The sequence below is a fragment of the Wolbachia endosymbiont of Cantharis cryptica genome (assembly GCF_964277405.1).
In the GTDB taxonomy this organism is placed as follows: domain Bacteria; phylum Pseudomonadota; class Alphaproteobacteria; order Rickettsiales; family Anaplasmataceae; genus Wolbachia.
Genome location: NZ_OZ195521.1, coordinates 833,217 through 851,678 on the forward strand (window position 1 = coordinate 833,217; position 18,462 = coordinate 851,678).

14 protein-coding genes, 1 tRNA gene and 8 pseudogenes are annotated in these 18,462 nt (G+C 34.9%); 17 read left to right on the forward strand and 6 right to left on the reverse strand.

From position 1 onward, the window contains the following. Window positions 1-22: 22 nt before the first annotated feature. Window positions 23-846: pseudogene (locus ACICP6_RS04035) on the reverse strand (IS630 family transposase). A 79-nt stretch (window positions 847-925) separates the two neighbouring features. On the opposite strand from ACICP6_RS04035, the pseudogene ACICP6_RS04040 reads away from it, so the two are divergent. From ACICP6_RS04040 to ACICP6_RS04080, 9 genes and pseudogenes are all read left to right on the forward strand, one after another. Then, window positions 926-1,658 (forward strand): annotated as a pseudogene (locus ACICP6_RS04040) (IS5 family transposase); the annotation flags it as partial. Continuing rightward, window positions 1,649-1,783 (forward strand): annotated as a pseudogene (locus tag ACICP6_RS04045) (IS481 family transposase); the annotation flags it as partial. The pseudogenes ACICP6_RS04040 and ACICP6_RS04045, both read left to right, overlap by 10 nt. 286 nt (window positions 1,784-2,069) lie before the next feature. Next, window positions 2,070-2,213 (forward strand): annotated as a pseudogene (locus tag ACICP6_RS04050) (IS4 family transposase); the annotation flags it as partial. 77 nt (window positions 2,214-2,290) lie between these two features. Continuing rightward, window positions 2,291-2,554 (forward strand): transposase, encoded by a 264-nt coding sequence (locus ACICP6_RS04055; protein WP_395462617.1) that lies wholly within the window; start codon window positions 2,291-2,293, stop codon window positions 2,552-2,554. A gap of 50 nt (window positions 2,555-2,604) precedes the next feature. Then, the gene (locus tag ACICP6_RS04060) at window positions 2,605-3,447 is read left to right on the forward strand and encodes an IS3 family transposase (RefSeq protein ID WP_395463617.1); all 843 of its coding nucleotides are present in this window, start codon (window positions 2,605-2,607) and stop codon (window positions 3,445-3,447) included. A 264-nt stretch (window positions 3,448-3,711) separates the two neighbouring features. Beyond that, a complete protein-coding gene (gene atpG, locus ACICP6_RS04065) occupies window positions 3,712-4,584 on the forward strand; it encodes an ATP synthase F1 subunit gamma (RefSeq protein ID WP_395462709.1) in 873 nt (290 codons plus the stop codon). A gap of 18 nt (window positions 4,585-4,602) precedes the next feature. Continuing rightward, entirely contained in the window at window positions 4,603-5,937 is a 1,335-nt protein-coding gene (locus tag ACICP6_RS04070) for a TldD/PmbA family protein (protein WP_395462710.1), read from the forward strand. A gap of 174 nt (window positions 5,938-6,111) precedes the next feature. Beyond that, window positions 6,112-6,357: a cold-shock protein gene (locus ACICP6_RS04075; protein WP_395462711.1), complete on the forward strand. Its 246-nt coding sequence runs from the start codon at window positions 6,112-6,114 to the stop codon at window positions 6,355-6,357. A gap of 35 nt (window positions 6,358-6,392) precedes the next feature. Next, window positions 6,393-7,631, forward strand: a complete 1,239-nt coding sequence (locus tag ACICP6_RS04080) for a DEAD/DEAH box helicase (protein WP_395462712.1) — start codon at window positions 6,393-6,395, stop codon at window positions 7,629-7,631. A 127-nt stretch (window positions 7,632-7,758) separates the two neighbouring features. Here ACICP6_RS04080 and ACICP6_RS04085 read toward each other — a convergent pair whose 3' ends face one another. Then, on the reverse strand, window positions 7,759-8,463 hold the full coding sequence (locus tag ACICP6_RS04085) for a 16S rRNA (uracil(1498)-N(3))-methyltransferase (RefSeq protein WP_395462713.1): 705 nt from the start codon (window positions 8,461-8,463) through the stop codon (window positions 7,759-7,761). Between the two features lie 389 nt (window positions 8,464-8,852). Here ACICP6_RS04085 and ACICP6_RS04090 point away from each other — a divergent pair, with 389 nt between their 5' ends. The 4 genes from ACICP6_RS04090 to ACICP6_RS04105 all read left to right on the forward strand — a co-directional run bounded on the left by ACICP6_RS04090 (window position 8,853) and on the right by ACICP6_RS04105 (window position 12,465). Beyond that, window positions 8,853-9,440 carry a hypothetical protein gene (locus ACICP6_RS04090; protein WP_395462714.1) on the forward strand — a complete coding sequence of 196 codons (588 nt, stop codon included), beginning with the start codon at window positions 8,853-8,855 and terminating at the stop codon, window positions 9,438-9,440. Between the two features lie 140 nt (window positions 9,441-9,580). After that, a complete protein-coding gene (locus ACICP6_RS04095; RefSeq protein WP_395462715.1) occupies window positions 9,581-9,823 on the forward strand; it encodes a hypothetical protein in 243 nt (80 codons plus the stop codon). Between the two features lie 596 nt (window positions 9,824-10,419). Beyond that, window positions 10,420-12,111 (forward strand): recombinase family protein, encoded by a 1,692-nt coding sequence (locus ACICP6_RS04100; RefSeq protein WP_395462683.1) that lies wholly within the window; start codon window positions 10,420-10,422, stop codon window positions 12,109-12,111. A 180-nt stretch (window positions 12,112-12,291) separates the two neighbouring features. Then, window positions 12,292-12,465, forward strand: a complete 174-nt coding sequence (locus tag ACICP6_RS04105; protein ID WP_395463668.1) for a hypothetical protein — start codon at window positions 12,292-12,294, stop codon at window positions 12,463-12,465. A 21-nt stretch (window positions 12,466-12,486) separates the two neighbouring features. Here the strand turns inward: ACICP6_RS04105 and ACICP6_RS04110 are convergent. Next, a pseudogene (locus ACICP6_RS04110) lies at window positions 12,487-12,708 on the reverse strand (TrbC/VirB2 family protein); the annotation flags it as partial. 892 nt (window positions 12,709-13,600) lie between these two features. On the opposite strand from ACICP6_RS04110, the gene ACICP6_RS04115 reads away from it, so the two are divergent. Further along, window positions 13,601-13,675: transfer RNA gene (locus tag ACICP6_RS04115), tRNA-Arg, on the forward strand. 93 nt (window positions 13,676-13,768) lie between these two features. Then, complete coding sequence (dnaJ, locus tag ACICP6_RS04120; RefSeq protein ID WP_395462716.1) at window positions 13,769-14,902, forward strand: molecular chaperone DnaJ; 1,134 nt, start codon at window positions 13,769-13,771, stop codon at window positions 14,900-14,902. 19 nt (window positions 14,903-14,921) lie between these two features. Here the strand turns inward: dnaJ and ispG are convergent, their stop codons facing one another. After that, complete coding sequence (gene ispG / locus ACICP6_RS04125; protein ID WP_395462717.1) at window positions 14,922-16,211, reverse strand: flavodoxin-dependent (E)-4-hydroxy-3-methylbut-2-enyl-diphosphate synthase; 1,290 nt, start codon at window positions 16,209-16,211, stop codon at window positions 14,922-14,924. A 10-nt stretch (window positions 16,212-16,221) separates the two neighbouring features. Then, window positions 16,222-16,848, reverse strand: a complete 627-nt coding sequence (locus ACICP6_RS04130; protein ID WP_395462718.1) for a TRP75-related protein — start codon at window positions 16,846-16,848, stop codon at window positions 16,222-16,224. Window positions 16,849-17,108: 260 nt separating this feature from the next. Here ACICP6_RS04130 and ACICP6_RS04135 point away from each other — a divergent pair. Further along, window positions 17,109-17,841 (forward strand): annotated as a pseudogene (locus tag ACICP6_RS04135) (IS5 family transposase); the annotation flags it as partial. On the opposite strand, the pseudogene ACICP6_RS04140 reads toward ACICP6_RS04135, so the two are convergent. After that, a pseudogene (locus ACICP6_RS04140) lies at window positions 17,826-18,023 on the reverse strand (IS5/IS1182 family transposase); the annotation flags it as partial. The pseudogenes ACICP6_RS04135 and ACICP6_RS04140 sit on opposite strands and share 16 nt — an antisense overlap. A gap of 61 nt (window positions 18,024-18,084) precedes the next feature. Here ACICP6_RS04140 and terL point away from each other — a divergent pair. After that, window positions 18,085-18,318 (forward strand): annotated as a pseudogene (gene terL, locus ACICP6_RS04145) (phage terminase large subunit); the annotation flags it as partial. Between the last annotated feature and the right edge of the window lie 144 nt (window positions 18,319-18,462).

The following is an 18,462-nucleotide window of genomic DNA, read 5'->3' on the forward strand; positions in this document are numbered from 1 at the left end:
CTTTCGAGATTTTAAACAGGTTCTAAGAAACGGCATTGAAAAAATCAGTAAACATGTGAGCTATTTTTCGAATATTGTGCTTAATTTTAAACCAATAGTGTTCAATAGGGAGGTGAGTAAGTTGGTAAATATAAAACCTTACATCCTACTGATTCTATTAAAGTTTTCACTTTTGGTGTCTTATGAAAATTGATATTATCTAAAATAATGGTCTGTCCTACCTGCAAATTCTTAATTAAAATTTGCTCGACATAGCTCTTAAAAACATCTTTATTGCAGTTTCCTTCAAATATCAAAGATGCCACAATTTGGTTATTACGCAGTCCTGCAATCATACTTATCCTTCTCTTGTGCCGATAGCCATAACAACGAGTGCCTTTAGCGCTCCATCCACCATGCATTATCTTCAATACCTGATTCATCTATAAATACGAGCTTATCTTTTGGAATATTTGCAATTATTTCTTGAAATCTTTTTCTTGCTCCAGCATCCCTTTTCGGGTGATAAAAAGTTTTTTTTATAGCTGTAACCTAGTTTTTTATTGCTCGGTGTATTGTGATTGGAGATACATTTCCAGGCCATATTCTTGATAATTCCTGCAGAGTTTTATCAGAGTTTTTGTCAAGAAATAATTTAAACTCCTCTTGGTCTTTTATTATATGGCTGTGACCTTTTTGGTATCCAACTCTTGGCTTTATATCGCCTGTATCTTGTTTGATTTTTTTCCATCTGTAGATAGTTGCCCTACCTACTTTAAAGATTTTGCTCACTTTTACTACTGCCATTCCTGATTTCACTGCTGAAATCACTCTTTCTCTTAACTCACATTGATATGATGATGCCATTTATTCCCTCACTTTTAGCTTTTTTATTCTACCATATCTCTTCTCCTTTGTCTCTACCTTTATGTATTAAGCTATAGCTAAAATTTTAATAGAGGAAGAAGTTAGGAAAAAGGCGAGAGGAGGAAAACCAAACAAGCAATGTATGGAGGACCGTTTGTTGATGACGCTGGAGTATTTACGGGAATATTGTACATATTTTCATATAGCACAAAGTTATGGAATAAGTGAAAGTGCTTGTTATCGCAATATCCGTTGGATAGAAGATACGTTAATAAAACATCCAGATTTTGCCCTACCAGGGAAGAAAGAATTATTAAGGTCAGATATAGAATATGAAGTTCTGGTAATAGATGGACCTGTAGAGAGACCAAAAAAAAGCAGAGAAGATTTTATTCAGGAAAGAAAAAGAAGCATACAATAAAAACACAAGTAATTGTGGCAAAAGTAAGTAAAAAAATTATATATACGTCCTTTGCAAATGGTAAGCGACATGACTTTAGGGTTTTTAAAAATTCATATGTTACCAACCACTAAAGTCCTAGCTGATGCTGGTTATAGAGGAATGCAAAAATTTCATAAAAACGTTATATTACCGCATAGAAGGTCGAGAAAATGTCGTTTATCAAAAGACAAAAAAGCAGAAAATAAAGAACTTTCTAGTCATAGTTGAAAATGTTATTGGCTTGCTCAAGAGATTTAAAATAATTGCAGATCGATATAGAAATAGACGAAGGCGTTTTGGTTTGCGGTTCAATATTATTGCCTGTTTTTATAATCTTGAGTTAGGTTATGCAAGAAATCTAATGAGATAAGGCCTTACTCAGGAAAATATTGCTATGGAAGAACACCTATGCAGACCTTTTTAGATACTAAGCACATTGCTTTTCAAAAAAATATATCTCTGTTCGGGGATGTAGCAGAAAAAACTTCCAAATAAGCACGATCGTTAAAATAAGGTAGGCTAAACGCAGAAAATGTGGTTGTTTTTTAACATTTTATAAAATTTAGTGCAAGAAATGGACTTCTGAAACCCCATAGCATGCCTTTTAGCCACACTCCTGAACAGACAATGGCATCAACTTAAGGAAAATGTCAGTGATTGTATATAAAAATTCTCTCTAAAATTTTTACCATTAAATTACCCAAAAGCTGCAATAAAGAGCACTTTTGTTTCTGTTTTATTTCAACAAAGAAGTCTAAAATGTGTCCTTTTTAGGTGAAACATGCAAAAAGGAAAAAGTCTTATTCTACAAATTAAAAATATAATATACTCGAAAACTTTTCAGAGAATCCATTGTGTTGGAAAAAACAGTTTCACACGAACAAGAAAACTTCCTTTTACGACAGTATTTTCTATGATTTTAAAGTGACCTTACCCAGAAAAAGTAGAGAGGAAGTTAAGCCATTTTTGAAGTAAAATAAAACATGATTATGAGGGCTTATTATGGTAAAGAACAGAAAAAATTACACAGTGGAATTTAAATTAGAGGCAATAAAGTTGGTAAAGGAAACGGGGCAGTCAGCAAGCAAAATAGCTAAAGATTTAGGAATAGATAACAGTACACTAAGTGACTGGATAAAAAAATATAACGAAAAAGGATCAATAGAAGAAGCATTTCCTGGTAAGGGAAAGTTGGCACCATGTGATAAAGAAAAGTTTGAATTAAAGAAAGAACTAACAAGAGTTACTAGAGAAAGAGACATTTAAAAAAAAGCCCTGGGATATTTTGCAAGTCACAAAGAGTAAAATATTTATTTATCAAAAAGCATGGAAACTACTATAAAGTACAGGAGTTATGCAGGATTTTGAAAGTATCTGCTAGCGGCTACTACAAATGGACTAGTAAGAAGAAAAGCAGCAAAGAATTAACAAGGGAGCAGCTTCTAGCAGACATTCAAAAAATATACCAAGCATCTAATTGTAGATATGGGGCACCTAAGATTCATGCTGAACTAAAGGCTTTAGGTAAAAATTGCAACATCAAAACAGTGCAGGATATCATGCAAAAAAATGGTATTCAAGCTAGACTGAGGCGAAGATTCAAAAGCAAAAAACAGCAGACTGACAATAGGGTTATAACTCCCAATATATTGGACCAAAACTTTACTACTAGTCAGCCAAATAAAGTATGGGTAACTGATATTACATACATAAAAACTAAGGATGGATGGCTATATTTGGCAGCAATAATTGATCTATATTCACGTATGGTAGTTGGCTGGTCAATGAGTAGTACAATAACTAAGCGATTAGTTATAGATGCTTTATTGATGGCTGTTGATAAGCGCAAACCAGCCAAAGATCTGCTATTTCATAGTGATCAAGGTTCACAATATACCTCTAAAAATTATCAGTTTTTGCTGAACACAAAAAACATCATTTCCAGCATGAGTCACACAGGCTGTTGTTATGACAACTCTGTTGTTGAAAGCTTTTTCAGCTCACTCAAACGGGAGCTTCTTATTGATACTTCGCAACACTCTGCTCAGCAAACTAGAACTGCTATATTTGAGTACATAGAAATTTTTTATAACAAACAGCGTAGACATTCTACTATTAATTATTGCATTCCTGAGAAATTTGATTCATCATTTTCATAATAAAAATGGCTTAACTTCCTCTCTACTTTTTCTGGGTAAGGTCACAGTGTCACGCACTGGGATGACAAAAAAAAGAGCACTGGAATGACCTCTTTGTGCTTGAGGCAAAACCCATACTCACCAAACCCAATGCATTACTTGCAATCTGGATCCCAGTGTTGGCTACTTGGCTAACTCTGGATCTTATATCTTCTTCGTATCGAAAAAACTTGTCTTTAGACACGAACAGTTATATATTTTTAATAAACCAGGGTTGTATATAAAATGAAGAGCTTAAAGGAATTATCCTTAAGAATGAAAAACATTAAGTCTGTACAGAAAACTACGAAAATAATGCAAATGGTTTCTGCAGCAAAGTTATTACAAAGCCAAAAAAAGTTATCAAGTTCAAAATTGTACATATCTAAGCTGCATAGCATTATTTCTTCATTAATATTATCAGCTGATCAAGAATTACTGGCAGAAATTCTAAATATTGGTAACGATGATTCTTACCTAGTATTCATTATTGCGTCTGATCGTGGCCTGTGCGGCAATTTTAATTCTTCTATTGTCAAATCTAGTCAAGAGCATGTAACTAAATTAATCACAAATGGCAAAAGAGTAGATGTTATATTTTTGGGTAAAAAAGCTTTTGATATAGGTAAAAGTAGATTTGACTCTAAAAGTATTTTAAAAATTGAAAATAGTAAGGAAATCACGCTAAAGCGCGTAGAAGCTTTGATTGATGGTATAGGCCTAAGTAAATACAATAAGGTCAAAGTTTTCTATAACAAATTTTACAATACCTTCACGCAAAAACCAGTGTTGGAAACAATAAAACCATGGAGTAAAGACTCATTCTTGATTGACAACTCTCTGGCTAATCCAACAATAGATTACAGCTATGAGTATGAGCCACAAAATACTGAATTTATTTTACGATCTTTAATTCAAAATTACGTTGCAGCCGCCCTTTACTCTGCTTTACTTGAAAGTGCAGCAAGTGAGAATAGCGCTAGAATGGTTGCTATGGAATCAGCAAACAGAAATACTAAAGAAATGCTAAATAAATTAGCTCTTCTTTATAATCGTTCTCGTCAAGCAGCAATTACAACTGATTTGATTGAAGTGATAGGTGGTGCAGAATCTTTATAAAAATCTAAGGAATAAAAAATGAATATACTAAATATTGCAGCAGACATCATTAAACTAATAAAAAAGCAAAATCAAGACGCAGAAGTTTCAATATATGAAACTAATAAAATCTTAGTCTCTCAGCGTCTATCAAAGATTGAGCAAGTATCACAATCTAAGAATTGCACTGTAGGAATTAGAGCTATAGCAGGCAAAAACAAAGCTGCGTATATTTCTACAAACGATTTAAATAATCTCTGTGATACAGTAAGTCAAGTAGTAGAAATGGCAAAGAACGCGCCAGAAGATCCTTACATTAATTTTGCCGTAGATGGAGGTAATTGTACCTCTTCTGCAGATTTAAGTATCTCAGATAATAATATTGTAACTGTTGATAATCTAAAAGAAATTGCTGAAGTTGCGGAAAATTCAGCTCTTGCACATAAAAATATCATTAATTCCGAAGGAGCCTCTTCTTCACATGCTTTAGTAAATACAGTATTATCTACTGTTTCTGGTTTTATTGGCTCATTTAGTAAATCAACCTTTACTAATCAGGTTTCTGTTGTTGCTGGAGAAAAAAGTGAAATGAAGGTTGGCTATGATTATGATATAGCATGTAACTTCAGCGATTTAAAATCGCCAGAGTTAATAGGGAAAGAAGCAGCAAAAAGAGCAACTGATCAATTGAATTCACGTTCAATCAAGACTGGTAAATTTCCGGTTATTTTTGAAAAAAGAGCAGCAAAAGAGCTAGTAAAAAGTTTTGCTTCCGCTATAAATGGCAATAACATTGTAAGTAACAGCTCTTTCTTGAGAAATAGTTTAAATACTCAGATTTTCAACGATAGAATCAACATCATTGACGACCCATTGTTGCCAAGGGGCATAGCATCAAGACCATTTGATGGAGAAGGGATAATTAGCAAAAAAAATACACTTGTAAAAAACGGAGTACTACAAAATTGGATTTTAGATCTATATTCAGCTAAAAAATTAAACTTGGAAACAACTGGAAATGCAACTCGTGCAAGTAATGCTGCAATTATTCCTGCAGCTAGCAACCTCTATATCGAAAATGGTAATATATCATTTGAAGAATTAATTAAGGAAATAAAAGAGGGAGTATATATAACTGATTTATTTGGTTTTGGTGTGAATTTAATTAACGGTGACTACAGTCAAGGCGCATCAGGATTTTTTATAGAAAATGGAAAAATAACGTATCCAATACACGAGGTTACTGTTGCTAGCAATTTAAAAGACATGTTTAGCAACTTAGTCGTTGCAAATGATTTAACTGTCTGTGGGCAATTTAATTCACCAACGATTAAGGTTAGCAAAATGACAGTTGCAGGCTCGCTTAATAGCTAAAAAATTTAGTTGCATCAAGTACAATAATTATGTATTATGATCATGTAATGTTAAGAATAGACTATGGAGTATAGAAGTTTAGTTTCAATAGCTAAATTTCAGACATTCTCAATTGTAATTTCAAAGTTTTTCATCACATTAGTAATGTTAATTAATAGTTTAGGAGTTGTTTAAATGGAATTTGGTAATATAAAATGGTTTAATGCCGAAAAAGGCTATGGTTTTATTACGCCAGAAGGTGGAGGGGGTGACGTTTTTGTACATATTAGCGAATTGGAACGTTCAGGAATAAGAGCTGATTCACTCAGGGGAGAAAATAAGGAGAAGGGAATAAAAGGAGAAAGGGTAAGCTATGATCTGAAAGAGGAGCGTGGTAAAAAATCTGCAATAAATTTAAGACTAATCGCAGCTGCAGGTTAATCTATTATGAAGCTTTTTAATAGAGTTAACGTATTGTGAACAATTTTCATGAGATGGGTCTCCCAGTCTCGCTTAAGCAAGCGCTAGATAAAAACAACCTTTCTGTTCCAACTCCGGTTCAGATGCAGGCAATTCCTTTAGCCTTACAAGGTAAGGATATTCTTGGATCTGCACAAACAGGAACAGGGAAAACTTTAGCGTTTGCTATTCCATTGATTGCAAAATTGTTGGAAAAATCTAACGTTGGATCAGCTTTAGTCATTGTACCAACCAGGGAGCTTGCGCAGCAGGTAACAAATGAAATAAGAAAGCTCTTATTCCAAAATTCTGTGTTAAAGATTGCTTTATTAATTGGTGGTGAGCCTATTTTCAGGCAGCTAAATCAGCTTCATAAAAGGCCACAAATTGTAATAGGTACTCCTGGTCGTATTATAGACCATATTGAACGTAAAACTTTGATTACTCACAATATCAGCACTCTTGTGCTTGATGAAACAGATCGTATGTTCGATATGGGCTTTGGGATCCAAATTGAGGAGGTTATGAAATATCTGCCAAAAATACGGCAAACCCTCATGTTTTCTGCAACTCTTCCTGGTAACATAGTTAAACTTGCTGAGAAGTACCTTAATCAGCCAGAACGTGTTTCTATTGATCATGAAGCTAAAACTTCTACAAAAATCAAGCAAGAAATTGTTTATGTATCAGAATCGGAAAAATATGGAAAACTTGTTACACAATTATGTCAGCGTGAAGGATCAATCATTATTTTTGTCAAAACAAAGCAAGGAGCAGATCAGCTAGCTGACAAATTACACAAAGATGACTATAGTGCTTTAGCAATTCATGGTGATTTAAGGCAGCACAAGCGCGAAAGGGTCATTAATTCTTTTCGTCGTGGCCGCAATCAAATCATGGTTGCAACAGACGTTGCTTCTCGTGGTCTTGATATTCCCCACATCCAACATGTTATCAATTATGATGCACCACAATCGCAAGCTGACTATATTCATCGTATAGGTAGAACTGCACGTGCTGGAGCTGAAGGGTACGCGCTATCTTTTATTACACCTCAAGATAAGAGAAAAATGCCTGCACTGGAAGACAAAAAAGGAGAGCTAAATTTTGATTCTAATGTGCAATTTAAAAAACGTAGCAGTAAAAAGGTCTTTAAAAGACCAAGTGCACTAAAAACTAAATATGGTAGCAAAAGGATCAATACCTTCAAAAAGAGAAGCAGAACACTAGAAAAGGCGCACCTTTCTGTTCTTTAAAAACCACAATATGAAAAGTAAGAAGAAGTGGTCTGAAAAATGGGGAAACCATCTGCGAGGCACTTTGTTGCTAAAGAAAAACTCAGCAAGACAAACCAATTAAGTAGCTTGTCTATAAATCTATTAGTTACTTGCACAGCACGTTTGCATTGGCAAAAGTCAATGCAGCAACTACAGCAGTATCTACTCTTAAAATTCTTTTCCCTAGGCTTAATTTCTGACAAAATTTATCAGCAAGGTTAAGTTCATCATATGAAAAACCACCTTCAGGACCAACAATAATAGCAACATTTTTTTTGTTTTTCAGGACTTCATTAGGAGATTTTCCCTTCCCTGTTTCATCACATAAAATAAAACTTCTATCCTGAGAGTCAGGTAAATCACAGAAATTGATAGGAGGCAAAATCTCTGGCACACTTGTTCTACCACATTGTTCTGCCGCTTCAATTGCCTGCAATTTTGCTCTACTCAGATTAATATTTTTTACTGCCGTATGTTTCGTTAAAATGAATTGAATGCAGGTTACTCCCATTTCAGTTGCCTGTCTTATTACGTTGTCCAAAGCAGCGCTTTTTATCATAGCACAATACAGATACAAATTCTCCTCATATTGCTGTTGTTTAGTGCATTCTTTGAGGGTAACTTTCGCTAATTTATGTGATACATCAACTATTTCCCCTAACCACTCTCCGTCCTTCCCGTTAAAAAAAGAGACATTATCATGCTTCTTAAGCCGCATTACGTTGCAAACGTAGTGACTTTGTTGTAAGTTGAGCACTAAACTAACACCTTGTGATAAAGCTTCCTCGACGTAAAGCCTAATTTTTTCCATTTAATATAAACTTTTACTAAATACCAGACAAACCATCACCAGTCATATTTTACGAACTTCTCTCTATAGTAGTTTTAGTATAGAGAGAAGTTCGTAAAGTACGACTGGTGAACCAATAATACCAAAAATGAACACCTCTCACAACCTTTGTATTAAACGGATAAAATTGGCTATATTCGACGCATTTTAAGTAATATTTATTTACGTAAAGGTACGCACCTAGTTGAGAACTTACAGGAAAAATTAAAGCAAATTTGTAGAATACAATAGAATTGAGTCAATAAAAGATTTTTTACCGTCACTGACTTTAACCAAGTTTTCTAATTCTACGGTTCGCTATCTCAACCACTACAACCCTATTAATAAATTTTAACACAAAAGGAGAAACTATGAAAACATCAATAAGAAAAGCTATTGCTGAAAGATTCAAAAATTGGAAAGGTACCTCTGCTGCAAAAGGAGCTGATATAGAGAAATCAAGGACTTCTGATATGCCAGAAGATGTTAAAGATAGTCTTGAGGTGAAAGAGCAAACCAGTGTTGATAAAGCTACAGAAACTGACACTCAATTATGTAATAAAAATAGCGAAGATCTTCAGCCTATATGTAAAAACAGCGAAAAAGTCCAGCAAACTTCAGTGAAGGCTGATGAACAAGAGCCAAACACTCCTGAAAGCCCCTCTCCCGCTGAAATAGAACTATGTTTTGATAGTGATGCTACAGACGAACAAGAAAAACCATTACCAAAAGCAACGCAACAAAGGCAAGCAATCGTAGCTAGTATTGTTGGTACAGCGTTATTAGTGGCTAGTGTTGCATTTTATGCCTTAAAAATCCATGTTACAGTAGTGGTGGTTGCGGGAATAGTTGGATTAGTGTGTATAGGTTGTGCATTGTATAATACTCTAAATCCCAATACGAAGCTCGAAAAAGTAGAGAAGATAGAGCAACTAGATCTTCCTAGCCCGAGTTTGTGAAGGTATTGAAGATAATATATTTACTATTCAAATAAATATTTAAAAATTGACTTGACTTCCGCTAAAATAGATGGCTTTATGCCAATACTACTAAAGAAACAGTAGTAAACATTTAAAAGAATTGAGTCTTTAATGAGTGGATGAGCAATAATAGTAATAACAATAAACGTAAAAAATTAGAATCAAGAAGAAACAACATAATAGAACGGCTTCTATTCAGAACTCCTGAACAGATGAAACAATATTGCAAACTGCTCGATAATGAAAAAAGGCAAGATCTTTATAAAAAGGTGCTGAAGGAAATGCGTAAAAACCCGGAAATTAATCAGTTAAAGAAGCTGAATGAAGTAGCTAACAATTATCACAAAGAGGGAGAGAAATGAGTTTATTAATTAATACACATAAGATATTAACCCGATTGGGAGAGTGTCCTCATCAAGAGAGTTGGCCATGAGTATAGAAATATATACGGGTTCCGCAGTTAATAAAAAAATAATGTTTGTAGCTGTAGACTGGAATAGTTTTATTAATTTAGTGAGGTCATTATGACAAAAGAATATGTTAAAAAAAAGAATAATGCTAAAAGAACATCTAATCGAGATGAACGATCAATCACCTTAATACCCCCTTCAACAATCAAGTAGCCAAAGAAATTACAGTTACAGATCCAACACATCCACTGTTTGGCAAAACTTTTCCCGTATCATCTTTCAGTTCAACAGCCTACAAAGGTGGTAATGTATCTGTTATTTATCGTGATAACATCACTCTACATATTCCATTTTTTTCTACTAACTTAGCTAGTAAGCAAGATTTTCTCACCAGCAAGTTAACATGGACTTCATTATACGAGTTTGTTTCTATAGCAAAGGAGTATAAATTATGCCATGTAAACCATGTCAAGTGTGGCAGAAAATGCTGCAACGTTTTAAGTCAGAAGTTTTAGAAAATATATTATTAGTATCCAAAGAGGTTATCCATGAGTACATCAGAGCTAATCACAGCACAACATTTAGCACGCGAAGCAATAATTTACATCAGACAATCAACACATCATCAAATATTAAGCAATCAAGAAAGTCTAGAGTTGCAGTATGCGCTGAAACAAAGGGCAATTGATCTTGGCTGGAAAGCTGATAGTATTATTATAATTGACACTGATCTTGGTATAACTGGTGCTAGTGTTGAAAAGCGTGAAGGATTTAAAGAACTTGTTACTAAAGTCACTTTAGGAAAAGTAGGAATCATACTCTCTTATGATGTAACCCGTTTATCACGGAATTGCTCTGATTGGTATCCGTTACTGGATATATGTGGCTATAAACAGTGTTTAATAGCTGATCGGGATGGTATCTATGATCCTGGTAGCATTAATGGTCGGTTGTTACTGGGTCTAAAAGGGCAACTTGCTGAAATGGAATTATCTACTATAAGAGCTCGACTAAATGCTGGATTATTGAATAAAGCAGCACGAGGTGATTTAGCCTTGTCTCTTCCAGTTGGCCTTGTTCGTTACCTAGACGACTCAGTACATAAGGATCCTAATCTTGAAGTTCAGCATCGTATTAAGCTTATTTTTGAGACTTTTCTAGAGAAACGAGCAGCATCAAAAATTCTAAAGCATTTTAATGACCATCAACTTACTATTCCTAGATATGACACATTTAAAGAGCTGCAATGGAAAAAACCAACACGTGGAAAAATTCTCTCGATACTTAAAAATCCAGCTTATGCTGGAGCATTTGTTTATGGTCGTACTAGAAGTCATAAAATATTCTCTGCTGAAAAAACAACAAAACGCATACCAATGGAAGAATGGAAAGTTTTAATAAAAGATAAATATCCAGCTTATATAGATTGGGAAAGCTTTATAAAAATTCAGATGATACTAAAAGACAATTATGCAAAGTATAAATATAATAGCACGCGTGGTATAGCTAGATCAGGAGAAGCATTATTGCAGGGAATAATCTATTGTGGAGAATGTGGATACAAAATGACAATGCGATATAAAGAAAGAAACTATTATATGTGTAATTACCTGCAACGAAAATATCATGAACCTGTATGTCAGCGTTTACTAACTGATATTATCGATTGTGCAGTGGTTTCTAAATTTTTTGCAGCACTTAGTCAAATCGAATTAGATGCTTATACTAATGCTATTGATTCACAGTCACAATCTGAACAAGCGCTTAATAAAGTACATTTGCAACAATTAGAACGTCTGAGCTACCAAGCTAAGTTGGCAGAACGACAATTTAATCAAGTTGATCCTGATAATCGTCTTGTAGCTGCAGAACTTGAAAGACGTTGGGAACAAGCATTAAATGAACTCAAGCAAGCGGAAATTACTTTTGAACGTCAATGTCCAAGCAAACCTGCTCCTCAGTTATCTGAAGAACTGAAAACAGTATTTTTAGATATAGGTAAGAAATTGCCTGAAATTTGGAATAAGTCAGTTCTGTCAAGTCAACAGCAAAAATCCTTTCTTCGTTGCATAATTGATAAGGTAGTAGCACACCGAATCAAACGCGATTGCTTACAAATACGTATTGTATGGCATGGTGGAGAAACTACTACTTTTCATGTTCCTACTCCAGTAAAATCCTTTTATGAATTAACCACAGCAACAGAAATGGAACAGCTTATAATAAAATTAAGTAAGTAGGGTAAATCAGATATAGAAATTGCCAAGTACTTAGAAAAACAAGGATATCGCTCTCCAAAGAAAAATGTTGTTTTAAGAAGTACAGTCGAAAGTATTCGATTAAAAAATAATATTTTTCGAAAAAGACATCAACCATATCTTCTTGCACCTGGCTACCTTACTGTTACACAAGTTGCAAAGATCCTCAAAGTTTCTAGGAATTGGCTCTACCATAGAATTAATAGTGGCAAAATTAAAATGCGAAAAGATGATAGTAAAGCCAAGGGCAAATATTTATTTGAGGATAAACCAGAAACTATTAAAATTCTGATGGATTTTAAAAATGGCAAATTCAACAATATAAATTTTTTATAGGAGTATCAACATGCATAGTCAAAAAAGTGCTGGCCATGGCATTCTACCAAATATTGCAAGTAATGCTGCACCAATTATTACTATCGTAATCATCGGTCCACCTAGTTTGTGAGTATAGTCTACTATTTTGCATATCACGCCTTCTGTTGTATCATCATCAACAGAAGTCTTTGCAGGCTTTGCAGCATTTGCATCAAACACAAAAGAGAAAATTAAAGCTACAAGCAAAAGAAAATTTTTCATTATGCCTCCGATAATTTCTATTTAATGCTAAATTATCTATCACATTGATTAAATTTAAGTAAACGGTAAGGGTTTTAGTAAATTTGTTATCTTATCAGTTTATCTGGATTCCAGCGTCACACGCTGGAACCCCTACGTCATACCGCCGCGGTATCTCATCATAGATTCCGCTAACGCGTAGCGGGAATATCAGCAGTCCTACGTCATACCGCCGCGGCGCTAACAAGCAGCGGGATGACGGTTGTCGTTTAGCTATAAAATTTAAGAAAATATTTAAGAAACTTACCAAATAAAAAAAAGGCAAAAGGAACCCTGGGGTTATTGTCCGCTTTAAAGTACTGGCGTTTTTTATGTTTTAAACGCCTGACAAGCGAGGTTCAGCCGCTTTTAATCGCAACTAACCTACGCTGCAAGTGTTTAAGAAGTTTACCAAGCAGAAAAAAAGACAAAGAAAACCCGAGTTAGCTAGTCCTTTACTATCTCTGTCGAGTATTGGCATTTTTTGATGTCTTGTAACGCTTTGTAAGCGCGTTCAGCTTATTTAGGTAAAAACCTAGATGTAGATGAAGTTTTGTAAAGACATACAGTACCTATGTACTGCAAAAAATTGAACATAAGACGCCGATACCTTAAGTAATCCTTACCTTTTAATCTGCAGATTGGCGAAAGCAAATACAATAGCTTCACTTCCATGATAAGAGGACTGGCGGAGTTTGTCAAGTCGTTTTTATGCCAGTTGGCTACTTGAATGACAGGTAGTTATGCAAGAAGTCTACTGATTAAATTTAAGTAAACAGTAAGGATCCTATCAGGTTGGCTTTGTGCTCTATTTTATTTTTAGCCAAACTAATTGAATCAAGCCATAAAATCTGCTAAAGTTAATTTTGTGGAAGCACCCTTAGCTCAGTTGGATTAGAGCATTTGACTACGGATCAAAAGGTCGGGCGTTCGAGTCGCTCAGGGTGCATTATGTTTTTAGCATACACAGAAAACAGAGATCACACTTGAAATTAATGTATGAAATACCTATCTTTAAAGGCTAAGCACTAAACTATTATATATGAGTAAAAAAGACTACTACGATTTGATGGGAGTCGGCAGGAATGCCAGTATTGACGAGATAAAAAAAGCATATAAAAAATTAGCGTTAAAGTATCATCCAGACAGAAATCCTGGTAATAAAGAAGCAGAGGAAAAATTTAAAGAAATAACGGCTGCATATGAAGTTCTGTCTGACTCTGAGAAAAGAGCAGGCTATGATCATTATGGCCACGAAGATGCCTCTGGTGGGTTTCAGGGTTTCAGCTCCGCAGGAGATTTTAGTGATATATTCAATGACTTTTTTGGCGGAGGATTTGGTGGTGGTGCAAGCAGATCAAGAGCAAAAAGAAGCACAACGGGAGTATCTGGAGCTGACCTACGTTATGATCTTGAAATTACTTTAGAAGATGCGTTTAAAGGAATACAAGCGCCTATACATTATGTCACAAATATAAAATGTGACACGTGTCAAGGTACGGGTAGTGAAGGAGCAATCAAACCAGTTCAGTGCCACACATGCCAAGGAAGCGGTAGAATCAGAACCCAGCAGGGCTTTTTTACAATCGAAAGAACATGTACCACATGTTATGGAGAAGGAGAAATAATACAAAATAAATGCAAAAAATGTGGTGGAAGCGGGCGCAGAAGAGATGAAGTAAATATATCAGTTTCAATTCCAAAGGGTATAGAAGAAGGCGCTAAGGTAAGAGTAAATGGTAAAGGAGAAGCTGGGGCAAGAGGTGGAAAAAACGGAGATTTATATGTATATATTAAAATCGCTCCACACAAAATCTTTACTCGAAATAAAGCAGATTTACATTGTAAGGTGCCCATAAGAATGACACTAGCAGTGCTTGGTGGTGAAATCGATGTCCAGTCAATTGACGGGGCTCAAATAAAAGTAAAAGTTCCTGAAGGTACTCAAACTAGTACCAAACTACGTTGTAGGGAAAAGGGTATGCCATATATGAACTCACATGTTCGTGGTGATTTGTACGTACAGGTAATAGTTGAAACTTTAAATCCAAAGAATTTAACTAAAAAGCAAATTGAGCTGTTAAAAGCCCTTGAAGAGGAAGAAAATTCAAGTATGCGACAGGAATCTGAAGGGTTTTTTAGTAAAGTAAAAAAAAATAAGAAATTTGCTAGATGATATAAAAAGCAATTAGTAGTTATTGTTTATGCGTGTAATGCTCCTTCACATAATCATCAATAATTATCTTAAACTCCTCAAAGATATTATCACCTTGTAAAGTTTTGAAGTATTTGCCGTCCTTATAAACCGCTGAAACAGGCTTTTCTCCATATCCAGGTAAGCTGATTCCCAAATTTGCGTGTTTACTTTCTCCAGGACCGTTTACGATGCACCCCATGACAGCAATATTCATAAGCTCTACACCTGGATTTTTTTTCTTCCATGTAGGCATATGAGTTTTTATATAACTATTTACTTCTTCAGTTAATATTCGAAAACGATCGCTATTTGTGCGTCCACAACCAGGACATGAATTAACTTGAGGATTAAAGTGGCGCAAGCCTATGGACTGCAATATTTCCTGACACACTGTCACTTCATTAGTTCGTAATTCACCAGAACGTTGAGTTAAAGAAGCCCGTATTGTATCTCCAATGCCATTTTGCAACAAGTAAGTAAGCCCTGCTGTGGTATTTATCACGCCTTTATTGCCCATACCAGCTTCAGTTAAACCCAAGTGCAAAGCATAATTAGAAGATTTTGCAAGTGCCGTATAAACTAAAATTAAATCTTGCACTTTGCTCACTTTACATGAAATGACTATTTTGTTTGAATTGAGACCAATTTCTTCGGCTTTTTTTGCACTGCCAAGAGCAGAAACTATAAGCGCTTTGCGCAGTATAACATTGGAAGGCCTTGGATTACTAGATGAAGAGTTTTCATCCATCAGCCTCTGCAACAGATATTTGTCAAGACTGCCCCAATTTACTCCAATTCTAATAGGAAGGTCATGTTTTATTACATACTCTATAACCCTTTCAAATTTTTCATCACGTTTGTTGCCAAAACCTATATTACCTGGATTGATTCTAATCTTACCCAGCATTTTGATGTTATCTGGATAATCTTGAACTAATTTATCTAGTTCATACTGCCCGCAGCCTACCAATATCTTACCGTCAAAACCTTCTTTATTTATCTCTTCTACTATATAAGGTATTGCTCTTGCTACTTCTTCTGAGTTCAAAGCAATTCGCACCAACTCTGAACCTGCATGCACTAGCTCTATTATTTCTTTTGCATATCGCTTAGCATCGCTTTTTATATTGTCAGAATCTACATGTACACCAAGTGCCATAGATTGCACAACTATAGGATTATTTCCACCTATCTTTACTTGTCCAACTTTTACAACATGAGTCTTATGTCGAGAAGCAGCGTATACTTTGTCATTCAAGTCATAACTTGCTAGATCTTTATTTAGCATGTTATTAAATCTACTCTACTGTATCAGCTACACTTCCAAATGAATCTGAGCCGTTCAAACTACGCTGTACCATGTTAGCAATGGAATCATGTGAGCACGTTCTTTTTGATGGAGTGTCTTTTATAGTAACATTTATAGGAGAAACTTTTTTTTCTCGTGTTGAAGTAATTTTTTTTTCTCCTTGTCGTTTACTCTTGTGTTGCTTGCCTTCATATTGAGAAATTGGTCCTTGATCTATAAGCACAGCACCCTTTAAATGTGCAATATTGATACCATGCTGATTTACCATAGCATCCTCTTCATCGTCGATTATACAAACTTCTTCGTTGCTTGACTCATGATCAAGGCTCGCAATTTTTTTTTCTTTTAATTTCTTAGCTAGATTTTCTTTGTTTATGTTGAAATCAGTTCGATCTTGCAACTTTTTTTTCTTTAGAAGTTCTCTACGCTTTTCATATAGTTTATATGACGCAGCAAAATCCTCATCTGCATGAAAATTTGCACCGCCAGGATTACCTGGAGGTATATATTTCTTACTAAGCTTCACCTTAGACTTAGCTTCAGCATTATGCACAGTAAAAAAGCTAGAAACCAAAAACATTAATATAAACAAAACTTTAGAAAAAATCCTAAGCATACGGTGCTATAGTAAATATTGTGTTTTAAAAAATAGCAATTAACGAACTTTAAGTAAACCAGAATCTTTACTAACTTTGTAATGAACAGTGACTTTGTATTTGATTAACACAAGCAAGATTCACAATTTTTAAATATTTATATATACCTTTCTGACCTATCTAATTCTTGCTTGTTACCACTGCTTTTCTTTTTATTGATATACTAAGAACCTGTTTAAAATCTCAAAAGGATATAAAATAGGCGTAATGAGGTATATCTATGCAAAAAAGTTATCCAAGCGATATAAGTCGAGAGCAATTTGAAAAAATCAAACCAATTCTGGAGAGTAGCAGGAGGAAAACAAAACCAAGAAAGCTTGATTTGTACGATGTATTTTGTACAGTGTCTGAAAAGTGGTTGTCAGTGGAGAATGTTGCCAAAAGATTTTCCAAGGTGGGAAAACGTATATTACTATTTTCAAATGTGGAATAAAAGGAACGGAGAAGAGCCAAGTTTGCTGGTTAAAAAAAATTAGTTGGAGAGGGCAATGGTCGGAAACAGTTTCTGCATAATTGATGCCCAAAGCGTTAAAAACGCAGATACTGCTGAGAAAAAGGGCTATGATGCAGGCAAAAAGATTTCAGGGCCATATAGCAGTTGATACACAAGGTTTACCACATGCAATTTATGTAACAACTGCAGAAGCAACTGACCGTAGCAGTGCTGTAAGAATGGTGGAAAATGCAAAAAAAAACTCTCTGGAGTTAAAAATATACTAGTTGATGCAGGTTACACAGGAGAGAATTTTGCAACTCAAATAAAAACGATTATTGGAGCAGCTGTAGAAGTAATAAAACGAAGTGAATTACATTCCTTTGCTGTATTGCCAAAAAGATGGGTTGTAGAACGATCTTTTGCTTGGTTAGAAAAGTGTAGGCGGTTGTGGAAAAATTGCGAGCGGAAACTCAACACTAGTTTACAGATGATTGTTCTTTCCTTCATTTCTCTCATATATTCTAATGCCATAAGTAACCTGTCTTCTATACAAAGCTTGCTTTTACGCCCACTCTTTGCTTTTTTTCGTCTATCTTCTTCATCTAAAATTTCCACCATCCTATTGAAAGTTGTCTGCTTTATTCCTGTTAAGCGCCTAAATTTCTCTCCCTCCAGTTTCTCTATTTGTTCATATCTCATACATTTTAAATATATGATTTTATACTAATTCTTTGTCTTTTATCAATTTTGAAAGAAGTCTATTATCAAAATAATGCCACATAGTGGTAAGCTCACTCGATTTCATCAAATTGTTCCGATGATAGAGTCTGGCAAGGTTTTTCTGCTGCACCAAGCAGTATGGCTCAATGACTTTGAGTATGAGATTTTGATGTTCCCAGAAATTCGCCACGATGATCAAGTCGACAGCACCGTGCAATATTTGCAGTGGATGAGAAACAGTACCTCCAGGGTTGCAGCTATACGAACATTGTGATCTTGGTCTACCAGATCCAAAACGACAACCGTCATTCCGCTACGCGTTAGCGCCGTGGCGGTATGACCTTGGGTTAGCTATACTTTCTTCATTTTTTTTACAGGAAGTATTATTTTCTTTCATCAAACTTGACATGAAATGGTA

Coding starts and splice junctions, on each gene's coding strand:
- ACICP6_RS04130 (WP_395462718.1), bottom strand. CDS start 16,848: ATGCTTAGGATTTTTTCTAAAGTTTTGTTTATATTAATGTTTTTGGTT.
- ACICP6_RS04100 (WP_395462683.1), top strand. CDS start 10,420: ATGAGTACATCAGAGCTAATCACAGCACAACATTTAGCACGCGAAGCA.
- ACICP6_RS04090 (WP_395462714.1), top strand. CDS start 8,853: ATGAAAACATCAATAAGAAAAGCTATTGCTGAAAGATTCAAAAATTGG.
- ACICP6_RS04055 (WP_395462617.1), top strand. CDS start 2,291: ATGGTAAAGAACAGAAAAAATTACACAGTGGAATTTAAATTAGAGGCA.
- atpG (WP_395462709.1), top strand. CDS start 3,712: ATGAAGAGCTTAAAGGAATTATCCTTAAGAATGAAAAACATTAAGTCT.
- dnaJ (WP_395462716.1), top strand. CDS start 13,769: ATGAGTAAAAAAGACTACTACGATTTGATGGGAGTCGGCAGGAATGCC.
- ispG (WP_395462717.1), bottom strand. CDS start 16,211: ATGCTAAATAAAGATCTAGCAAGTTATGACTTGAATGACAAAGTATAC.
- ACICP6_RS04070 (WP_395462710.1), top strand. CDS start 4,603: ATGAATATACTAAATATTGCAGCAGACATCATTAAACTAATAAAAAAG.
- ACICP6_RS04095 (WP_395462715.1), top strand. CDS start 9,581: ATGAGCAATAATAGTAATAACAATAAACGTAAAAAATTAGAATCAAGA.
- ACICP6_RS04085 (WP_395462713.1), bottom strand. CDS start 8,463: ATGGAAAAAATTAGGCTTTACGTCGAGGAAGCTTTATCACAAGGTGTT.
- ACICP6_RS04075 (WP_395462711.1), top strand. CDS start 6,112: ATGGAATTTGGTAATATAAAATGGTTTAATGCCGAAAAAGGCTATGGT.